General features: G+C 47.5%; 16 protein-coding genes. 10 read left to right on the top strand and 6 right to left on the bottom strand.

The window, feature by feature from the left end; all coding sequences use genetic code 11:
- The first annotated feature begins 156 nt into the window (after positions 1-156).
- Both GWP40_RS00080 and GWP40_RS00075 read left to right on the top strand, forming a co-directional pair.
- The gene (locus tag GWP40_RS00080) at positions 157-1,431 is read left to right on the top strand and encodes a Wadjet anti-phage system protein JetD domain-containing protein (protein WP_212565564.1); all 1,275 of its coding nucleotides are present in this window, start codon (positions 157-159) and stop codon (positions 1,429-1,431) included.
- Entirely contained in the window at positions 1,418-2,956 is a 1,539-nt protein-coding gene (locus tag GWP40_RS00075) for a DUF3375 family protein (protein ID WP_212565563.1), read from the top strand. Before GWP40_RS00080 ends, GWP40_RS00075 begins: the two co-directional genes overlap by 14 nt.
- Before the next feature lie 30 nt (positions 2,957-2,986).
- On the opposite strand, the gene GWP40_RS00070 is transcribed toward GWP40_RS00075, so the two are convergent.
- From GWP40_RS00070 to GWP40_RS00055, 4 genes are read right to left on the bottom strand one after another with little or no spacing between them, the layout of a single operon-like run.
- Complete coding sequence (locus tag GWP40_RS00070; RefSeq protein WP_212565562.1) at positions 2,987-3,841, bottom strand: ABC transporter permease subunit; 855 nt, start codon at positions 3,839-3,841, stop codon at positions 2,987-2,989.
- Complete coding sequence (locus GWP40_RS00065) at positions 3,838-4,887, bottom strand: ABC transporter permease (protein WP_212565561.1); 1,050 nt, start codon at positions 4,885-4,887, stop codon at positions 3,838-3,840. Before GWP40_RS00065 ends, GWP40_RS00070 begins: the two co-directional genes overlap by 4 nt.
- Positions 4,880-6,574: an ATP-binding cassette domain-containing protein gene (locus GWP40_RS00060; RefSeq protein WP_212565560.1), complete on the bottom strand. Its 1,695-nt coding sequence runs from the start codon at positions 6,572-6,574 to the stop codon at positions 4,880-4,882. Before GWP40_RS00060 ends, GWP40_RS00065 begins: the two co-directional genes overlap by 8 nt.
- A gap of 9 nt (positions 6,575-6,583) precedes the next feature.
- Positions 6,584-7,606 (bottom strand): BMP family ABC transporter substrate-binding protein, encoded by a 1,023-nt coding sequence (locus GWP40_RS00055; protein ID WP_212565559.1) that lies wholly within the window; start codon positions 7,604-7,606, stop codon positions 6,584-6,586.
- 404 nt (positions 7,607-8,010) lie between these two features.
- Here GWP40_RS00055 and GWP40_RS00050 point away from each other — a divergent pair, with 404 nt between their 5' ends.
- The 8 genes from GWP40_RS00050 (at position 8,011) to GWP40_RS00015 (ending at position 15,793) form a co-directional block, all read left to right on the top strand.
- Positions 8,011-8,535, top strand: coding sequence for a hypothetical protein (locus tag GWP40_RS00050; protein WP_230974483.1), 525 nt, complete (start codon positions 8,011-8,013; stop codon positions 8,533-8,535).
- 38 nt (positions 8,536-8,573) lie between these two features.
- The gene (locus tag GWP40_RS00045) at positions 8,574-9,740 is read left to right on the top strand and encodes an ISAs1 family transposase (protein WP_212565558.1); all 1,167 of its coding nucleotides are present in this window, start codon (positions 8,574-8,576) and stop codon (positions 9,738-9,740) included.
- Between the two features lie 386 nt (positions 9,741-10,126).
- Positions 10,127-11,248 carry an ABC transporter ATP-binding protein gene (locus tag GWP40_RS00040; protein ID WP_212565557.1) on the top strand — a complete coding sequence of 374 codons (1,122 nt, stop codon included), beginning with the start codon at positions 10,127-10,129 and terminating at the stop codon, positions 11,246-11,248.
- Between the two features lie 14 nt (positions 11,249-11,262).
- Positions 11,263-12,120: an ABC transporter permease gene (locus tag GWP40_RS00035; RefSeq protein ID WP_212565556.1), complete on the top strand. Its 858-nt coding sequence runs from the start codon at positions 11,263-11,265 to the stop codon at positions 12,118-12,120.
- A gap of 18 nt (positions 12,121-12,138) precedes the next feature.
- Entirely contained in the window at positions 12,139-13,074 is a 936-nt protein-coding gene (locus GWP40_RS00030) for an ABC transporter permease (protein WP_016522970.1), read from the top strand.
- Between the two features lie 17 nt (positions 13,075-13,091).
- The gene (locus GWP40_RS00025; protein WP_212565555.1) at positions 13,092-14,000 is read left to right on the top strand and encodes a hypothetical protein; all 909 of its coding nucleotides are present in this window, start codon (positions 13,092-13,094) and stop codon (positions 13,998-14,000) included.
- Positions 13,997-14,728 carry a YfcE family phosphodiesterase gene (locus GWP40_RS00020; protein ID WP_212565554.1) on the top strand — a complete coding sequence of 244 codons (732 nt, stop codon included), beginning with the start codon at positions 13,997-13,999 and terminating at the stop codon, positions 14,726-14,728. The genes GWP40_RS00025 and GWP40_RS00020 overlap by 4 nt, the downstream gene beginning before the upstream one ends.
- Positions 14,729-14,761: 33 nt before the next feature.
- Positions 14,762-15,793 (top strand): PTS sugar transporter subunit IIC, encoded by a 1,032-nt coding sequence (locus GWP40_RS00015; RefSeq protein WP_212565553.1) that lies wholly within the window; start codon positions 14,762-14,764, stop codon positions 15,791-15,793.
- Positions 15,794-15,858: 65 nt separating this feature from the next.
- On the opposite strand, the gene GWP40_RS00010 is transcribed toward GWP40_RS00015, so the two are convergent.
- A complete protein-coding gene (locus tag GWP40_RS00010) occupies positions 15,859-16,893 on the bottom strand; it encodes a hypothetical protein (RefSeq protein ID WP_212565552.1) in 1,035 nt (344 codons plus the stop codon).
- A gap of 51 nt (positions 16,894-16,944) precedes the next feature.
- Positions 16,945-18,339, bottom strand: a complete 1,395-nt coding sequence (gene dnaA, locus GWP40_RS00005; RefSeq protein WP_212565551.1) for a chromosomal replication initiator protein DnaA — start codon at positions 18,337-18,339, stop codon at positions 16,945-16,947.

The raw sequence follows: 18,339 nt of genomic DNA, 5'->3' as shown, positions 1-18,339 counted from the left end.
TGATACTTGCATTAAATAGAATCACCGCCTTTGAAAATAGACGGTGTAGATACAAGGAGATAGCTGAAAATAAAGCGGAGGCGTATCTTTGATACGTTGAGCATTTATTTTCAGCGTATGACGCAGTAGATGCGCCGTATATTTTCAAAGGACAGTATGATAAGTGTTGAAGCGATCAGAAAAAAAGCCGAGCATAAATTTCTCAGTTATTTGCATTCCGTACTTAACGGAGACAGCGCTTTTTTTCCGCTGCATATTCCGGCCGCACGAGGTTCCGCAACGGATGATTTTGCGATGCGGAAAACGGAAGCGGAAAAGCTGTACCGCCATTCAAAGCAGGCAAAGGGATTCGGCTACACAGTGGTGAGCGCCGCCGTTAAAACTCGCAGCAAGGGCATGCAGACCGTTATCGAAAAAATACTATTCGAAACCGAAGCTGATTTTTTGCGCTTTATTCAAAAGGAAACGGAAGCCTGCAATTTCAAAGCAAATCTTGAACGTATTAAAACGCAATGCCTCAAGCTCGATGCCGCTGATATTTGGTATGACTGGACGGCCAAGCATAGCTCCGTTTTAACCGAGTCCTTTGACGCACAGTATTGGGAGCAGCTTTTTTTGTGTGCGGATTGGTTTATACATCACAGCCCGTGCGGATTATACCTGCGCGAAATTCCGCTTCCGGTGCACACCAAATTTATCGAACAAAACCGCGCGCTGATTTTCTCACTCTATTGCGCGTTAAAGAAAAGCGGTACTGCGGAACCGGTTTTGACTGAAGCGATTCTTCCGGAACCGGTTTTTGACGAACCGAAAAATACCGCGGCAGCCGTATATGCCGAATGGGGAGTCCACACTGCGCCGCCGTTTGTCCGCTTCCGTTTACTGGATGATGCAATCGGTGTAACTATTGCGGGAGAAATGCTCCAAAGCGGCGAGGTGCAGATACCGCTTGAATCGTTTGCGGCGATTCGCTTTGATTCCGTCGATACTGTTTTTGTTGTTGAAAATCTGCTGGTGTATTTGACATTTCCCGCCGTTCCTAACAGCATTTGTATTTTCGGGTCGGGATTTGCCGCCGTGCAATTACAGCGCAATAAACATTTACGGCAAAAGAAGCTCTATTACTTCGGCGATATAGACGAACACGGATTTGAAATCCTGTCGGAATTCCGCGCAGTCTTTCCAGGCGTTATTTCGTTTTGCATGGACAGCACAACATACCAAACATTTTCACAGTTTGCCGTTCCCGGAAAATCCTCTAAGCGAGATAGCGCCGATCTACACCTCACCGCCGAAGAATTAGCGCTTTTCCGTTATTTACGGGAACACCCTGAGTGCAGCAGACTTGAGCAAGAACGGATCCCGCAGGATTTTATCAAAGAAGGACTCTCATCGCTTATAACGATAAGGAATGATTATGCAAAGCTCTGACAGTGCATATATAGCAACCTTAATTGCGGAAGATTCGGGATTGCGGCTTTTACGTTCAAAGAATCCCGCACCGGTTATTTCGTTTCTTTTTAAAATATTCAGAGAGCGGAATCTGCAAACCGTCAATGCCGATCGGTTTGAAACGCTGCTGGCGGATTTTTTGCGGTCGCAGGAATTTTCCGGTTTTGACAATAGCAGTATCGACGATTGGTATGGCGGAGAAACAGCAGAAATACAAAACAGCGAAGAGTTCAAACTTGCAATGCAAAGCATCGAGGCGCGCGCTCATTTTTTAGCAAATAAATGGTGTTCGGAAAAGGCCGGTTATATCAAAAAATACTATAATGAGCGGCAGGATGTGATTATCGAACTGAGCGCGGGAGTGGAACGGCTGTTTACCTGGCTTGATACGATGGATTCAAAAACGTTTATCGGTACCGAATCCCGCTTTCAAGATATTCTGCATAAGCTCAGAGAGCTTTCGGAAAACACTACGCACGATCCTCAAACACAAATTGCAGAACTTGAAAAACAGAAAGAAGCATTGCAGCAACGTATAGATGCAATTAAAACAACCGGAGAGGCGGAAGTGTATACGCCGGTGCAAATGGTCGAACGGTTACGTGAAGTTTCAAAAGCGGCACGCGAACTCTTATCGGATTTCCGGCAGGTAGAAGAAAATTTTAAAAGCATTCTTGCTGATGTATACAAAAAACAGTCGGTGAGCGAAACAAAAGGCGCGGTGCTTGGCTACGCCCTTGATGCCAATTTGGAAATGAAGGAAACTCCGCAGGGGCAAACCTTCGATTCTTTTTGGGACTTTCTTGCAGCCGATGCCGGTAAAAACGAGATCAATCACTTAACCCGGACGATTATCGCACAGGTAACCGAGCATGGCATTGCATGGGAGGATTCTTTCCTGCTGCACCTCAAGCAATATCTGCATGAAGCGGGGCGGAAGATTATCGACACCAACCATTCGCTGACGCACCGGCTCAACCGTGTGCTGCTTTCGCGTGACTGCGGTGATCACAAGCAGCTGACCGAACTTATTGCTTTTATCAAGACGAAAGCCTTTGAACTAGCCGAGCGTGATATTGTTTTTCCGAAAGAGTTTGGTATTCAAACAAAAGCGGTACTGCATTTCCCGCAGGCACGGACGCTTATCCTTCCGCCGCTTAACCAAAGCTTTGAACCGATCGTATCATTCACCGAGCAAGAGTCGGCAGCGCTGCTGCAGCGAAGCGGTATTTTTAATCAATTTTATATTGATGAAGCCTTGCTCAAAAAACATATTGAACAGTATCGCAGTCAATTTCTCCATGGCGCCCTTCAATTTTCGCTGCACGATTTGAGCGAAAAATTCCCGATAGAAAAAGGTCTTTCCGAAGTCGCCGCCTATTTTGCCCTTGCGCCGAAACTCAAACCCGCCGCCGTTATCCTTGATGATGCAACCGAGCGGATTACATACACATACAACGGCCAGTCCGTAGCGCTGACAGTGCCTAAGATTATATTCGGGTAGCAATAATGGGTAATGAGGCAGGTACGGATGTCATTTCCCTCTATACCGCTTCCATATTCGGATAATCAGCTTTTCGGCGATAATCAGGAAGAGGCCGAGCACGAAAGGCAGCCCAATCAAGAGTGCCGGATGTTCCATACCGATCTGTGCCGCCGCGATGGTATTTTCAAGATAGACGAACAGCAGCGCGGCACAGATTGTTCCGATAACGGAGCGTCCGCCTGCATACGCAAGCACGAGTGCAATCCACCCCTTGCCGGCGCTTTGGTTTGGAACAAAGGCTCCCAGCTGGAGGGATAACAGGCAGCCTGCCAACGCCGCCGCCGCCCCGGACATACCCATTGCCGCTATCTTTAACCGTGCGGTATGCACCCCAATCGAATCCAAAAATGCAGAATCTTTTCCGAGTATCTTTATCCGCAAGCCTGTTTTGGTGTAGCGGCAAAAGAGCGCAAGTCCGAGGCCGGTCAAAACGGCGAGCGCCGCGCTCGCCGTTTTGACGAGCTGCGGCTGAAGCAGCAGCTCCGGCGGCAGCGCAACGATACTCCGGTTACCGAAAAACCGTGTGCTCAGTATGGAAACAAAGCCTGCAGCGGTTAAGTTTACCGCAAGTCCGACTATGTAGATATTTGCCTTACGATAGATAGCAAGATAGGTAATAAACATACTCAACCCTGCACCCAACGCAAGCGAGACGGCAAGCCCCGGAATAAGACCGCCGAGGCTTTCGGTTAGCAGGATGCCGCCGATTCCCGTAAAGGCGCTTAAAAGCATCAGTCCTTCTATTCCGACGTTCAACAGCCCTGCATATTCCGAAACGAGAGCGGCACAGGCGGCAATCAGCAGCGGCGCGGCTTGTGCAATCAAAGTAATCGCGGTTATCATAAAGGTTTTCTCCCTCGTTTTTGCCGGAAAAAATCAACCGTTATCAATATAAACGCAATCCCCTGTACAATTGACGAAAGGTCAAAGGAGGTGCTTGTCTGGAGCATCGCAGCTTTGCCGCCTGCTTCCATCCACGCAAAAAACAGCGCTCCGAATACCGCCCCCAACGGATGATTGCGCCCGATAAGCGCGGCGGAGATGCCGCTCCAACCCAGTCCCGACGTAATGCCCGCATAAACATAGTGCCGCGAGCCGTATACGCTGAATGCGCCCGCAAGTCCGTGGGCTGCTGCGCCGAATGTCAGCGCCAAGACTGAAATCAAGCCGACCTTAATTCCTTGGGATTGTGCGAAAGCGCGGTTATTGCCGGTTAATCCGAGTTCGTAGCCGTAGCGGGTACGCTTGAACATCCAGAAAAGCAGCGCCGTTATGATCACCGTAAAAAAGATGCTGCTATTCAATGTCGAAGGATTCCAAAAAGAAGTGAAGAACCACGCTTCGGTTGTATATGGGGTTGCCATCAGATTGCTTGCAGGATCCCTGAATATGTCATTCACGCCGTAGTCGATGAGCGGGAGCAGTGCGCACGATAATAAATAGGTGCTGATCAGTTCGGTAATGCCGAGAAATTGCTTCAAAAAAGCGGAAATAAAACCTAAAAGGCCGGAGCAAAGAGCCGCGAGTATACATCCGGCGATAAGGCCGAAGGGCTGCGGGAACTGAGGTGCCAGCAATGCGAATTCCACCGCGATAAACGAAGCGAGATACGCTTGCCCCTCGCCGCCGAGGTTGAAAAAGCCTGCTTTTGCCGGAAGGATAAAGCCCATCGCGCAGAGCAAAATGAGGGAGGCTTGGTCAAGCATATTGCCGAAATAAAACGTGTTGGTAAAAGGGGAAATAAAAAACGCGATAAGCGTTTCGAGCGGTTCTTCGCTCTGCGCCGCCAAACAGATTGCCGCCGCGGCTGCGCTTGCCGTTACCGAAATAATACTGTTTAAAAGCGGGGCTGCTTTTTTGAGACGGTGTTGTTGCGTATCTTTATTCATCTTTACTCGCCTGCATCATCGCCGCAATGATTTCCGCGCGGTTATATGCGGAACGTTCCATAAAGCGGGTCAGGACGCCGCGGTATAATACATGAATACGGTCGCAGGTTTCAAGCGCAGCGTCTACGTCAGAGGTGAGCACGATAACCGCCGCCCCCTTTTCAGCGAGATTGCGGAGCCGCTGCAACAGCGCAAGCTGTACCTTCCTGTCCAGCCCCCAATAGGGTTCGGCACAGATAACCAACTGCGGCGGCGGATTATCGAGTTCGCGGCTGAAAATCAGTTTTTGGATCATACCGCCCGATAAGCTCAACACCGAATCTTTCCATGAACGGGGAATATCGAATGAACAGCTGCGCTTCCATGCTTCAACCGCTACGGGGGAATAAATACCGAAGCGGTACAGCGAGGCGCGTGCTCGGACATAGAGGTTTTCCGCAATGCTGTGTCTGCCGGCAATGCCGTTCCTCATCCGCTTGCTGGGGATGTAGGCGTAAGTTTCGCGCGGTATGCGGCTCAGGGGCTGCCCGTCAAACCTGATAGTACCGCTGTCCGGCTTGAGCGTATTGACCAGCAAATACTCCAAAAGCTCAAGCCCCTGTTTTTTTATGCCGACGACGCCGGTTATCTTTCCGTGCGGAACATCGATTGAAAAATCCGAAAAGCGGACTCCTCTACTGCTGACGGCGGCAACATGCGAAACGGTCAGTCCCGCCGCCGGTTTTACCGAAGGATTCTGAAACTGCGATACAGGCGCTACCGTACTCGATTGTAGCGTGCCCTGTAGCTCTGCTTTGAATGGGGATGCCGCAGACGGATGTTCCGGAGATACCGTGTCGGGTTGCAGTGTATTTGTATACGACGGAGTATTGGTGTTTGATGAAGCGGCGGCTGTACCGGCATCAGTTTGAAGCGGCGGAATATCCGATTGTATTTCGGCGGCAGTCCATTCCGCCTGTTCGGAACCGAAAATTTCTTGCAGCAGGAGATTTGCATTTACGGTAGAATCGATCGAACCGTTCCGGACAGTCTTGCCGTTTCGCAGAATATGCACCGTATCCATAAAGCTCAACACTTCTTGAATACGGTGTGTTACTACGATAATACACGCGCCCCTGTCCGCGCAGCTGCGGAGTATGCCGTACAGTTGGGTAATTTCCTGCGGACTAAAGGAGGCGGACGGTTCGTCTAAAAAGAATACGGAAGGATTTTTAAGCAGCGCTTCTCCGATTGCCGCCCAGTGCAGCTGCGCCGTATCGAGCGTTTCCGCTTTTTGGGTGAGCGGCAGCACGATACCGTAGCGGGCGAGCGCCGCAGCAATTGCGTTTTGAGTTTTTTGGGGCGAAAGAACGTTGGCGGCGATATCTTTTTCGGTGTGTAATCCGATTGCAAGATTTTCCCATACCGTAAGCTCTGCCGAAAGCTGCGGATGCTGCGGCGTCAACACGAGTCCTCGTGCGATACCGTCCGCAGCGGAACGTAAGTTCAGCGCTTCACCATTGTAAAGGATGCGTCCGCTGTCCGGCCGTAAATGACCGGTACAGAGGCGGGCAAGCGTTGATTTTCCGGCGCCGTTTTCACCTAACAGCGCATGTATCTTGCCTGCCTCAAACTCAATGCTTACCCCGTCTACAGCGGTAATACCGTTTTCCGGAAACGTAAAGCGTAAGTTTTCCGTCGAAAACACAAAGGCATCCTAGTGAGCTGATAAGGTCAATGCTCCGGTTTTAACGCCGTCTATCAGTTGTTTTACTTTTTGAGTAATGTCTGCCGGTACGGCGGAAGGCACACCTTCAAAGGCAAAGTTTACCGCGCCGTCTTTTATGCCGAGTTCTGCCGATGTGCCGAATTCCAAACGTCCTTCCACAAAGGCAATCACGGAGTCGGTACAGGCTGCCTTTTGGCTGATTTCCGTTGAACCGACTACAATGTCTTTACCGTAGGAATAACCCGGCCGGTCAAACCACATCACGTATGCGCCGTGTTCCCGGGCGGCTGCCACAACGCCTGCATTTCCACCGCCGCAGATTGTTAAGATGACATCCACATTGTTTTTAATCATCGAAGCGGCAAGCTCGGAGGCTTTGGCTGCGTCATACCAATTACCGAGGACACGGAAATCGAGCTCAAAGTTTTTATTGACGGCTTTTGCTCCGTCCAAGTAGCCTTTCCGTATTTTGTCGTTCATAACAGGGAATTCCTGTCCGGCGAGAAGGCCGATCTTATACGCAGCGTTTGCATTCTTCATCGAACTGCTGCTGATGAGCGCGGCGTAGTAACCGTTGAGGTAACCCTGTTCGTACTGATTAAATCCGACTGTTTTTATTTGAGCGTTTCCGGCAAGGTAGCCGTCCAACAGCAAGAATTTTTGTTTGGGCGCGGCTTGCAGCACTTTTTCCGCGATTGCCGGCAACGAAGGATTGGAACTGATAATGAGATCATACTTTTTGCTTAAGGCAAGCGCCGTCAACCCGTTTTGCCATTCTCCCTGATTAACACCGCCTTCTACAACCTTGACGGTAACCGGCTTCCCCTTTTTGCCCAGTTGAGCTTTTGCATCCTGTACACCCTCTACGAGCAATTCGTACGTCGGATTCCCTTTAACAATTCCGGGTACAAAGACCGCAATGGAAACCGCTTTAGGTTTTGCAAAAAGAGGTACGCCTGCGATTAAGGCGATACTACAACCGAGTATGATGATTTTTTGTTTTAACGTCATGTTACACTCCTATAAAAACTTTTGCAGGAAACATAAGTTTCCGAAAAAGTTTTTAGTCGTGCGCGCATTACGCGCACACGTAAATAATCAAGTTTGCGTAAGCAAACTTGAGATAAAAAGCTCCGACGCTATTTTAGGCGGAGCTTTTTATCGTAGCTCCTTACTGTATTAACTATAGCTAATTATAAATAAAGCGATTAAAAATGGTAAAATTGTTAATCGGCAGGTACATACCGTACCTTATTTCTCTATTCTTGTCTAGGATTTTTGATAGAGTGAGAGGGCGACCTGCTTATTATTTTAATAAAAATAATACATAGTAACCAACAATGCCTAGCCTATAATGCGGTTGTTTTATCGCTATCAGTTTTAGGAATACACTTATCCTCAAAACAGAGAAACGCATGCGTAAACTTTATACCATTACAGTCGGAATATTTTTAACCCTTTTGTTTGCAGCTTGTACGCAGTTTACCGCAGATATAGAAGACGTATTTTTGAGTTATTGGTCGACGGAAGTTGCCGCTACGGATTTTACGCTCGATAAACCATATATCAGTGTAGGAGAGACATCGTATGTATCATCGATGGAAGACGTAATAGTTACGATTAAACTGCGGAATCCCAAAAAATTGACCCTCAAGATGCCGACATCCTCCGATAAGGTTATCCGTTTTCCGGGGCTGTCTACTCAACCTCAGTACGGTATAGAAAAAGACTATACCCTCACACAAACGACAAGTAATAAACTCACCCTCACATATAAGAAAGACTTTTTACAAGCGCACGAATGGAGTAACGGCAATATCGGAGCCGAGATTACCTTCATTGCTGATGACAATAGAGTGTTCGACAAGCGATTCAGTATGAACCTCAAGGCGGCGCGCAGTATGCAGGGGCTTTCAGCACGGAAATCAATTTTTGAGTGAAGGTATTAAAACAGAAGAAAAAATGCTAAAGTGAGAGCATGAGGTGGGAAGAATTAGAAGATGCACTTGAAGTGCTTCAAAGCGAGCGGGAGTACGACGGATATTTTTGCAGCATAAAAGATGCGGTTATCATCGTTATTTTGGGAAGCCTCTGCGATCTGAAAAGCGTAAAGAAAATACATGCGTGGGCAACGAGTGAGCATGTAAAAGCGTTTCTTGAAAAAGAATTCGGTATAAAAAGAATACCGTGTTACTGGTGGCTGTTAAGTCTTTTGGCAATGGTAAGCCCTGAATCACTTAATCGGTGTATGAAAAACTGGGTAAGCTCATTGGTACCGCATCTTGCGGAAAAGCTTGAAGCGGAAGAAGAAGAGCAAAATAAGAAGAAGAAAAAAAGCTTGACGATTGCAATAGACGGGAAAGAAATCCGCTCGACAGGGAAAATGAAGAAGTATGACAGTCCGTTACACATTGTCAGCGCGCAGATAGGCGAACTAGGGCTCACTCTTGCGCAGGAAACAGTGCAATCAAAGAGTAACGAGATACCGGCGGTACAAGAGCTGATAAAGACACTTGAGATAGAAAGATGCATGGTAGTTGCCGATGCTTTAAACTGTCAAATACAGACTGCACAGGCAATTATCGATGCAAAAGCCGACTATTTATTAAGTGCGAAAGGTAATCAGAAAGAGTTGATGAACGATATAGCAGCGTATGTCCAAGATGAAAAACTACGTTCAACGATGGATAGCGTTACCCAAACGGAAAAAGGGCACGGACGGATAGAAACGAGAAGTGCGTATACTACTGATGATGTTGAATGGCAGCCGGGAGGCAGGGTATGGCCGGCTGTTAAATGCATTGGAGCGGTGCATACACGATTTGAGACAGACAAAGGGGTAACGGAGCAATGGCACTATTATATTTCAAGTAAAGTGTTGAGTGCCGAGGAGCTTTTACATCATGCGAGAACTGAATGGTCGGTAGAATCGATGCACTGGTTGCTTGATGTTCATTTTGACGAGGATAAATGCAGGATTCAGAGTAAGAATATACAGCAGAATCTGAATATGCTCCATAAAGTAGCGCTTAATATCGTGCGCATATACAAGCGGGAAACTCAATCAAAACTGGCTTTGAACGGTATTATGTTCCGCGCGCTTATGAATCCTCACGACTTATTACCGCTTTTAGACAAAAATTGATTTCCGTGGGCTTTCAGGATAACCCCTTGCTTTCATTACCCCCATAAACGGACAAAGCCCGAATACGGCATTTACCAAAAAGCTGGAAGAAAAAGTAAATGAAACCAAAGAAGACGAAGAGAAACGGAGGGAATATATGTTACTAAAATATGGACGCACGCCGGGCAGGTATACAAGCCGGTATAGCCCCACGAATAGTGTATTGCTTTTGTATGCACATCAGCGTATATGAATATATTGCTTTTAAATTATTGAACAGATAAATTTACATATTGACATAAACCGTTAAATGTTTCAAATATAGTAGGTCATCTCTAAAAGTTCGCTTATCGGCTAAACGTTTTTAGAGGTGCCCTATAACGAGTTGAAGGGGGCGCGATGCGTCAGTGAAAGGGTGCGAAGTTTCAATCGAAAATGTTTCAAAAACATTTGGAGATTTTCATGCGGTGGATAATGCCGTTATTCACATTAAGCGCGGGGAGTTTTTCTCGCTATTGGGGCCTTCCGGTTGTGGGAAAACAACGTTGCTGCGCATTATTGCCGGATTTGAACAGCCTGATTCGGGAGTTATCACCTTTGACGGGCAAAATATTGTCGGCATAGAAGCCCATAAACGGCAATCGAATACCGTCTTTCAAACCTACGCGCTTTTTCCGCACCTGTCCGTGTATGAAAACATCGCCTTTCCGCTCAGAATTCGTAAGCGCCCGCAGGACGAAATTGACCGGCGGGTTAAAGAATACCTGCATTTAGTGCAGCTCGATGCACATATCTACAAAAAGCCGTCTCAGCTTTCCGGCGGGCAGAAGCAGCGGGTTGCGATTGCCCGTGCGCTGATTAACGAACCGCGAGTGCTGCTCTTGGATGAACCGCTTTCCGCATTGGACGCAAAGCTGCGGGCAAATCTTTTAATTGAACTTGATAAACTGCACGACCAAATCGGTATTACCTTTATTTTTGTAACGCATGATCAAAGCGAAGCGCTGTCCGTTTCCGACCGCATTGCAGTGATGAATCAAGGGAAGGTGCTGCAAATCGGTAGTCCGTATGAAATCTACGAACAGCCTGCCACAGCTTTTGTCGCAAAATTTATCGGCGAAACAAACCTCTTTGATGCAACCGTGGTTGCGTGCGAGCCGCACACGGACGGCTTTATGGTTACGCTTGATACTCCGGCGTTGGGAACTTCGGTTAAGATCACCGACTATGATAAAACTAAGGCGGGGCAGCCCGTATGCTTTACCGTGCGGCCGGAAAAAATCCGTATTTCGTTGGAAAAGCCGTCCTCTTCAACAAAGGAGCTGAATGTCTTCCGTGGTGAGGTAGAAGAGCCGATTTATTCGGGGTTCCAATCAAAGTTTTTTGTAAAGCTGGAATGCGGTACCGTGGTGCAGGTTTTTAAGCAGCATCAAAACTATCTTGAAGATGGACCAGAAATCGAATGGAAAGATACGGTATATGTTTCGTGGGCTGCCAATGACGGTTACATCGTCGAAGATTTAACATAAAGGTATGTAAGACTATGGTGCAAGATCATTCTCGGCGACGGTACGCCTTTTTGTATACCTTTCCGATGGCGGCATGGTTTACCGTCTTTTTTGTACTTCCGCTGCTCATCATCGGTATATATAGTTTTCTTCAAAAGGGACTGTACGGCGGCGTGGTTCGGCATCTCACACTCAGCGCCTATATCCAGCTTTTTACTGCAAGCTACGGACTATTATTTGTACGGACGCTCTGTGTCAGCATTGCGGTAACACTGATTTGTATCTTGCTTGCGCTTCCTGCCGGATATGCGATTGCGCGCAGTAAGCATCAGCTGTTCTTTTTGTTTTTGATTATCATTCCTTTTTGGACAAACTCTCTGATTAGAATCAATGCGTGGATTTCGATACTCGGTACTCAAGGTTTCCTCAATGGACTTTTAAAAAAGATGCACCTCATTACGGAAAGTATTCCATTTTTGTACAATCAGCAAGCGGTCATTCTTGTGTTGGTATATATGTTTATTCCGTATGCGATTTTTCCGATTTTTTCGGCTATCGACAAGTTTGACTTTTCATTGTTGGAAGCTGCACGAGATCTTGGCGCTACCAAAACAGAGGCTATCTTTAAGGTTATGCTGCCGAATATCCGTGCCGGAATCCTGACCGCCGTCATCTTTACCTTTATTCCGGTATTCGGCTCTTATACCGTGCCGCTTTTAGTCGGCGGGAAGGATTCTTATATGATTGGTAATCTGATTGTCGATCAGGTAACAAAGATCCGTAACTGGCCGCTCGCTTCAGCCTTTTCAGTGCTTATTACCGTTGTTAGCGCCGCCGGTGTCCTCTGGATGATGTACGCCAGCTTTAAGCAAGAAAAGCAAGCCGCAAAATAGTGATGATAAGGAGTGAGCATGTCTGATATACCGCAAGATTTACAACAGCAAGCGTTGCCGGTTCCCTATCGGCATAGTTTAGCAAAAAGCCCGTACCGGCGGTTAATTCAGAAATTCGGGAAGCGCAAGCGGGAATCCGAACCGGCGCGTCATGCACGGCGCGCATATAAGAATCTTAACAGCTCTTGGTTTTCTTCTACAGTGCTGGTGTTTGTACTATTGTTTTTGTTTTTGCCACTTGTAATTATTGCAGTGTTTTCTTTTAACGAAGGTAAGGCGGTCGTATGGTCGGGCTTTTCACTTAAATGGTATGCCGCGCTTTTCTTAGAATCTGAAAAATTGTGGACTTCATTTTGGCACAGCATATTTATTGCCTTTGTTTCGGCATTGTGTTCCGTTATTATCGGTACCTTTGCCGGTCTCGGCGTACAGTGGTATCGGTTTCGGGGTAGAGGGTATGTACAAGCGGTGAGTATTCTTCCGATGGTGCTGCCGGAAGTTGTTATCGGTATGTCTACGCTGATTTTCTTTTCGGCAATCAACATACCGCTCGGCTTTCTTTCTATTATTATCGCACATATCACTTTCTGTTTGCCCTTTGTGTTTTTGTTGGTGCTTGCCCGTCTTGAAGAGTTCGATTTTTCAATTGTCGAAGCCGCACGCGACCTCGGCGCAACGGAGCGGCAGACCTTGTTCAAGGTTATAATTCCCGCAATTTTTCCGGCGATTTTATCCGGCTTTTTTATGTCGGTTACGCTGTCGCTTGAAGACTTTGTGATAACCTTTTTTGTGTCCGGCCCCGGTTCCACGACGCTGCCGCTCTATGTGTTTTCGATGGTTCGGTACGGTATTTCTCCGGTAATCAACGCACTTTCCCTCATTATGATTTTAGGAACCATGCTGATTGCTTTTATGCTACGTAATTTTTTAAAAGGAATTGCGGCCTCAAATTAAATGCCGCGTATTTAATTATGAAAAAAAATACTGATACATCCTCCTCGGTTGCAGCGCATCCATCGTATTTGGGGAACTGTTTTGTAATGCGCCGTTTTACACAAACCGTTATTTGTATCGGCTTGATAATTTTAATTACCGCACTAATCGTCGGAACTGCTTCTTGTGGTGGGAAAAGCGGTTCACGCAATCAATCTTATCAAAAGAAGGACATTGCTCATCCTCTGCTATTTGTGCTGGGAAAAGATTTTTATCAGTATTCCGATTTATTTACCTATCTTTCGAATATTTATACGGCGGAAAGTCTAAAGGTGAACCTGCATATTTTAAGCTACAGCGATATGACCGCAAAGACAAAACAGCCGCGGCTTTCCATGATTACTGAACGGCTTGCGGCACAGCCTGTTGAGGCGCTTATTTCTATCGGTATTCCCGAAGGCGGCGCCCGTATACTGCGTATCGCTAAAGAAAAATACCCTGACTTGCATATTTTTTCCCTGTTGCCGGTAGAAGAGATTTTGCCGCTCGAAGCCTACAGCGATGTTGTTGTGGACTTTGAACTGCCCGACTCGTTTGCAAAGGCCGACAGGGCGGTGAATATCCCTGCGCATGATGTACAGACGCTGGTGCTCTGTGCCGTAACCGCTGTAGAGCAAATCAATGAATTGCCGGAACAGGAGCCGTTTCCGCGGTTTGCGCGGGCGGTTGCAACAACGGCAGCCATGCTAAAAGAGCAGGGGATAGCGGCATGGGGCGGTACGCCGTATGCACTGCATCCGTATAAAGACCCGGAACTGAATATCAGCTCGTATAACTATCTTATTTTATCACCGCCTTCGTCCGGCGGGGCGGCAGATGGTACGGAACCGGAAACGGGCGCCGCAGTAACCGGAGAGCGGGGAAGCGCCGTAGGGGAAAAACAATGAACCGTTTTACCCGCTGCGAAAACGGCGTTATCGCCGATGCCGCTTTCTATAACCGGCTGCAATATGCGGATACTGCTTCTGTCTTGTTGCTTTCCGACACGCATGGAGCCGTAGATGCAGTGCGGTGGATTTTATCGGCTTTTAGCGAGGAATGCCAAGCCTGCCTCTTTGCCGGAGACGGCGCTCAAGACATCATAACCGTTGTACGCGAAGCTGCTGCCGGTCGGATAACCATTCCGCCGGTTATTATTATGGCACAGGGGAACTGCGACAGTCAGCTTTATCCGCCGATTTTCCCCGATAGCAAAAATCCGAAACCGTTCGGGCTGCCGGTATATCAGCAAAAGATGATTGCAGGACAGCATATTTTATTGGCGCACGGGCATCTGCATCATGTTGAACTTGACGGACGTAAACTGAGCATGACAGCCGAAAGCCTCGGCTGCACAATCGCCGTATACGGGCACACGCATATTCAAAGTATCGCAAGATTTGGCTGCGTTACAGCTATCAATCCGGGCAGCCCCTTGCGTCCCCGCGGTAAATCCTACGGCGGCTTTGCTATTCTCTCCATCGGTACCGGTAAACCGCCTATCGAGACCGGTAAACCGTCTGTCGGTACCGGCAAACTGCAATTCTATCAGCTGATACGGGGACGCACCGGCGCTTTTTCTGCCGCCGTACAAGCGGTCTATCCTATCCCGATAAACAATATCGCCGGGGATTAAACCCTTGGCACGAATAAGGAGATTTGTATCGATATGAACAAATTACAGCTTTTCTTAAAAAAGAAAGATATAGAGATTTCCGGTAAGCGGTATTTTATTGATGCGATGAGCGCTATGGCGATGGGACTCTTTTCATCCCTGCTTGTCGGAACAATCCTGAGGACTGTAGGACAGCAGCTGCATATTGCCTTCTTGACCGATACCATCTGGCCGATATGCCGCGATATGACTGGCGCTGCCATCGGTATCGCCGTTGCGCATTCGCTTAAAGCGCATACCTTTGTTTTGTTCTCTGCTGCTATTGTCGGGTATGCCGGTAATATGTTCGGCGGCGCAGTCGGCGCCTTTATTTCCGCCATTGTCGGTACCGAACTGGGAAAACTGGTTTCTAAAGAGACAAAGGTCGACCTCATCGTAACGCCGACGGTAACCATCCTTTCCGGCAGCGTAATAGCTGTTTTTTTCGGGCCGTATATGTCTGCCTGTATGAATTGGCTCGGCGGCGTCATTATGACAGCGACAACCCTGCGTCCGTTCTTGATGGGTATCTGCCTTGCGGTATTGGTCGGGATTATTCTCACGCTGCCGATTAGCAGCGCGGCGCTTTGTATGATGCTTTCTCTTTCGGGGCTTGCAGGGGGAGCGGCGGCGGCGGGATGCTGTGCTCAAATGATCGGTTTTGCGGTGATGAGCTATCGGGATAACGGCTTCGGAGGCAGCGTTGCAGTCGGCATCGGTACCAGTATGCTCCACATGCCGAATATTATTAAGAATCCCCGAATATGGATACCGCCGATCGCCGCTTCCGCCGTACTGGGGCCGATTTCGACGATACTGTTAAAACTGGAAAATACTCCCATCGGCTCCGGTATGGGAACCTGCGGATTGGTGGGGCAAATCGGCGCACTGACAGCGATGGAGCAGACCGGCCGCAGCGCTGCGAGCATCTATCTTTCCATCTTGCTGCTGCACTTTATCGCCCCCGCCGTACTAACGCTCCTTTTTACCGTACCGTTACGGAAAATCGGATGGATTAAAGACGGCGACTTAAAACTTGCGCTGTAGCAGCTGTAGTGTTGATTCGTGCGGCGGGGTTAATACCTGCCGGCAATATGCTGTGCAGGGGGGGATTATTTATCGCTCAGGCCTTCTTCAAAGATAAACTGAATGTAGAGGTCTTCGAGCGTCCGCTTGGGGCCGGGTACTTGGAGCCTCCGCCGCGATTCGGCATTGCTTTTTCGCTCAATAAACGAAGTATAGAAACCGCGCGGATCATCCCTTGGAAACTCTCGCTTGAAGCCGAGTAGCTTGTATGCCTCGTCTCTGCTGAGAGCGGAAGCTTTCCTTTCCTTCAAAACATTTCGGATAAAATTGATCTTTTCATACGAGATGCCGAATAAGAATTCTTCCAATGCTTGGCCGATCTCCGGATACTCCAACTTTGCAATCATAAACCGTTCCCACGATTCATCCAGCTCCATTGAAAGAAGAAAGAGTTCGCTTACGCCGAGCATACTGCCGAAGTTCGGCGCAAGTTTGTTCCGCGCTGTCCAGACCTTGTGTAAGACAAGTGCAAACGATGAGGAGTGCTCATCCAGCCGATGTTCCCATAGTTCGGTTAATAACTCCGCTATATCTTTTCGTGTTTCATGCTGAAGGTCGGCATTATCAAGAAGCATCGTATACACATCCTCCGCCATAAGAGCGAACATAGCGCGAAGTGTAATCCGCCGCAGCGCTTGTATATCTTTTTCTTCAAAAAAAGCATTCATCGCTATTTTAGTAAGTGCGGAAAAAGTTTGAAATTTGGCAATCAGAAAGCTTTTACCGAGGATAACCTTTGTCGGTAATGTCAGCAAACGGGAAGCGGGAGCGCTGCTGCACAGGGTATCAATCAATGTTTCTGCCGATCGATGTTCACCTGCAAGGACAGTGCTGCGTTGTATTGAGGGATAGCGGGAGACAGCCACCGCCACTTGTTCTAATGTTGTAATACAGTTTGCAATGTTGCTCAGTACCCCGGGGGCATAAGCTTGTAAGCTTTTTAGAATCTGTTCGATTACCGCGTGTTCGTCTTTATCGAACACCACAATATCGGAAGAAGCATTTCCATCTTCCGTTGTGTATGGCATTGAGAGCGTTGCAGACAAAGATGCATAAGTCATACATTATCAGTATACCATAGAATCCGGATTTTGCCAAACATTTTCTTGGCATTATTGATTGGCGTTGGTGATACGTTTTTTCAGTTCGGCGATGGTAACCTCGAGCGAAGGCTCAAGCGCTGTCTGCGTTTCTATTTTTTGGTGTCCGTGCATAATCGTCGAATGGTCCCGTCCGCCTAATTCGACACCGATTTCCGTGGTAGAAAACTCTGTCATTTCCCGGGCGAGGTACATTGCAACCTGTCGCGGGAAAGAGATATTCTTAGTCCGCTTTTTCCCTTTCAAATCGATATACGAAATGCTGAAGTAGTCCGCGACGATTTTTAGAATCGTGTCGAGTGTAATATTATGCTGGCGGGGAGATCCAAACGTATCCTGTAAAAGCTGCTGCGCATTTTCAAGCGTAATGGGGCCGGTAAGTTCCGAATACGCTTCCAATTTCGTAAGCGCACTTTCCAAATCTCGGACATTGGAAGAAATATTCTTTGCAATCAGGTGTACTACCTCGTCGGGAATGGAAAAATGCTCATCCTGAAGCTTTTTAAATAAAATGGCACAACGAGTCTCATACGAAGGTATCTTTAAGTCGATGCTCAAACCGCGGGTAAAGCGGGAACGAAGCCTGTCTGTTAAGTTTTTCAACTCTTCTACCGGACGGTCGCAGGTAAATACGATTTGTTTGTTGCTTTCGTAGAGAGCGTTAAAAGTGTGGAACAATTCTTCCTGTGTGCTTTCTTTTTTTTCCAAAAAGTGAATATCATCAAGCAGCAGAACATCCGCATTGCGGTACTTGTTTTTAAATTCATGCATTTTATTTTTATTCACATGAGCAATATATTCGTTCGTAAAGGTTTCGGCAGGTGCATATAAAATCTTCAGATTGGTACTTTGATAGAGCGCATTACCAATCGCCTGCATCAGGTGTGTTTTACCCAACCCTACGCCGCCGTAAATTAACAACGGGTTATAGGCTGTTCCGGGATTCTTCGAAACGGCAATCGCAGCATTCGCGGGAAGCGGGTTATCCGCATCGATAACGAATTTATCGAACGTATAGCGCTCATTCAAAAGGGGATGCTTCTTTTTTTCTTCGGGTACTGCCGTTTTTTGCGGGTTATGAGGAGTTGCTGCTGAAAATGCTGCCGGTGTATGCGCATTTTTTTTAGGTGATGAGTGGTTATCCGTATTCTCCGGAACTTTTATTTCAAATTCAATGTTGATACGAGAGCCAAGCAGCTCCAATAATTTTTTTTCGATAAAGAGTTCATATCGCTGCCGCACATTATCGCGGTAAAATTCGGAAGGAACCGATAGAACGATAGTTGTATCCGAAGCTCTCTCGTAGACAATACGTGAGAACCACATAGATATTTCCTGCTCACCTATTTCATTCTTTAATTGTTTAACGGTTTCTTCCCAAAAAATACGATAATCACAACTGTTCAT

It is taken from the genome of Treponema vincentii (genome assembly GCF_018336815.1).
Classification (GTDB): Bacteria; Spirochaetota; Spirochaetia; order Treponematales; family Treponemataceae; genus Treponema.
Note: the sequence above shows the minus strand (reverse complement) of the source record. Positions and strands in the feature narration are given on the sequence as shown.

What these genes read in the sequence shown, in the direction of transcription:
- dnaA (WP_212565551.1), bottom strand. Translation starts at nt 18,339, where the DNA reads ATGAACAGTTGTGATTATCGTATTTTTTGGGAAGAAACCGTTAAACAA.
- GWP40_RS00050 (WP_230974483.1), top strand. Translation starts at nt 8,011, where the DNA reads ATGCGTAAACTTTATACCATTACAGTCGGAATATTTTTAACCCTTTTG.
- GWP40_RS00075 (WP_212565563.1), top strand. Translation starts at nt 1,418, where the DNA reads ATGCAAAGCTCTGACAGTGCATATATAGCAACCTTAATTGCGGAAGAT.
- GWP40_RS00065 (WP_212565561.1), bottom strand. Translation starts at nt 4,887, where the DNA reads ATGAATAAAGATACGCAACAACACCGTCTCAAAAAAGCAGCCCCGCTT.
- GWP40_RS00015 (WP_212565553.1), top strand. Translation starts at nt 14,762, where the DNA reads ATGAACAAATTACAGCTTTTCTTAAAAAAGAAAGATATAGAGATTTCC.
- GWP40_RS00055 (WP_212565559.1), bottom strand. Translation starts at nt 7,606, where the DNA reads ATGACGTTAAAACAAAAAATCATCATACTCGGTTGTAGTATCGCCTTA.
- GWP40_RS00070 (WP_212565562.1), bottom strand. Translation starts at nt 3,841, where the DNA reads ATGATAACCGCGATTACTTTGATTGCACAAGCCGCGCCGCTGCTGATT.
- GWP40_RS00080 (WP_212565564.1), top strand. Translation starts at nt 157, where the DNA reads ATGATAAGTGTTGAAGCGATCAGAAAAAAAGCCGAGCATAAATTTCTC.
- GWP40_RS00010 (WP_212565552.1), bottom strand. Translation starts at nt 16,893, where the DNA reads ATGACTTATGCATCTTTGTCTGCAACGCTCTCAATGCCATACACAACG.
- GWP40_RS00020 (WP_212565554.1), top strand. Translation starts at nt 13,997, where the DNA reads ATGAACCGTTTTACCCGCTGCGAAAACGGCGTTATCGCCGATGCCGCT.
- GWP40_RS00030 (WP_016522970.1), top strand. Translation starts at nt 12,139, where the DNA reads ATGTCTGATATACCGCAAGATTTACAACAGCAAGCGTTGCCGGTTCCC.
- GWP40_RS00035 (WP_212565556.1), top strand. Translation starts at nt 11,263, where the DNA reads ATGGTGCAAGATCATTCTCGGCGACGGTACGCCTTTTTGTATACCTTT.
- GWP40_RS00045 (WP_212565558.1), top strand. Translation starts at nt 8,574, where the DNA reads ATGAGGTGGGAAGAATTAGAAGATGCACTTGAAGTGCTTCAAAGCGAG.
- GWP40_RS00025 (WP_212565555.1), top strand. Translation starts at nt 13,092, where the DNA reads ATGAAAAAAAATACTGATACATCCTCCTCGGTTGCAGCGCATCCATCG.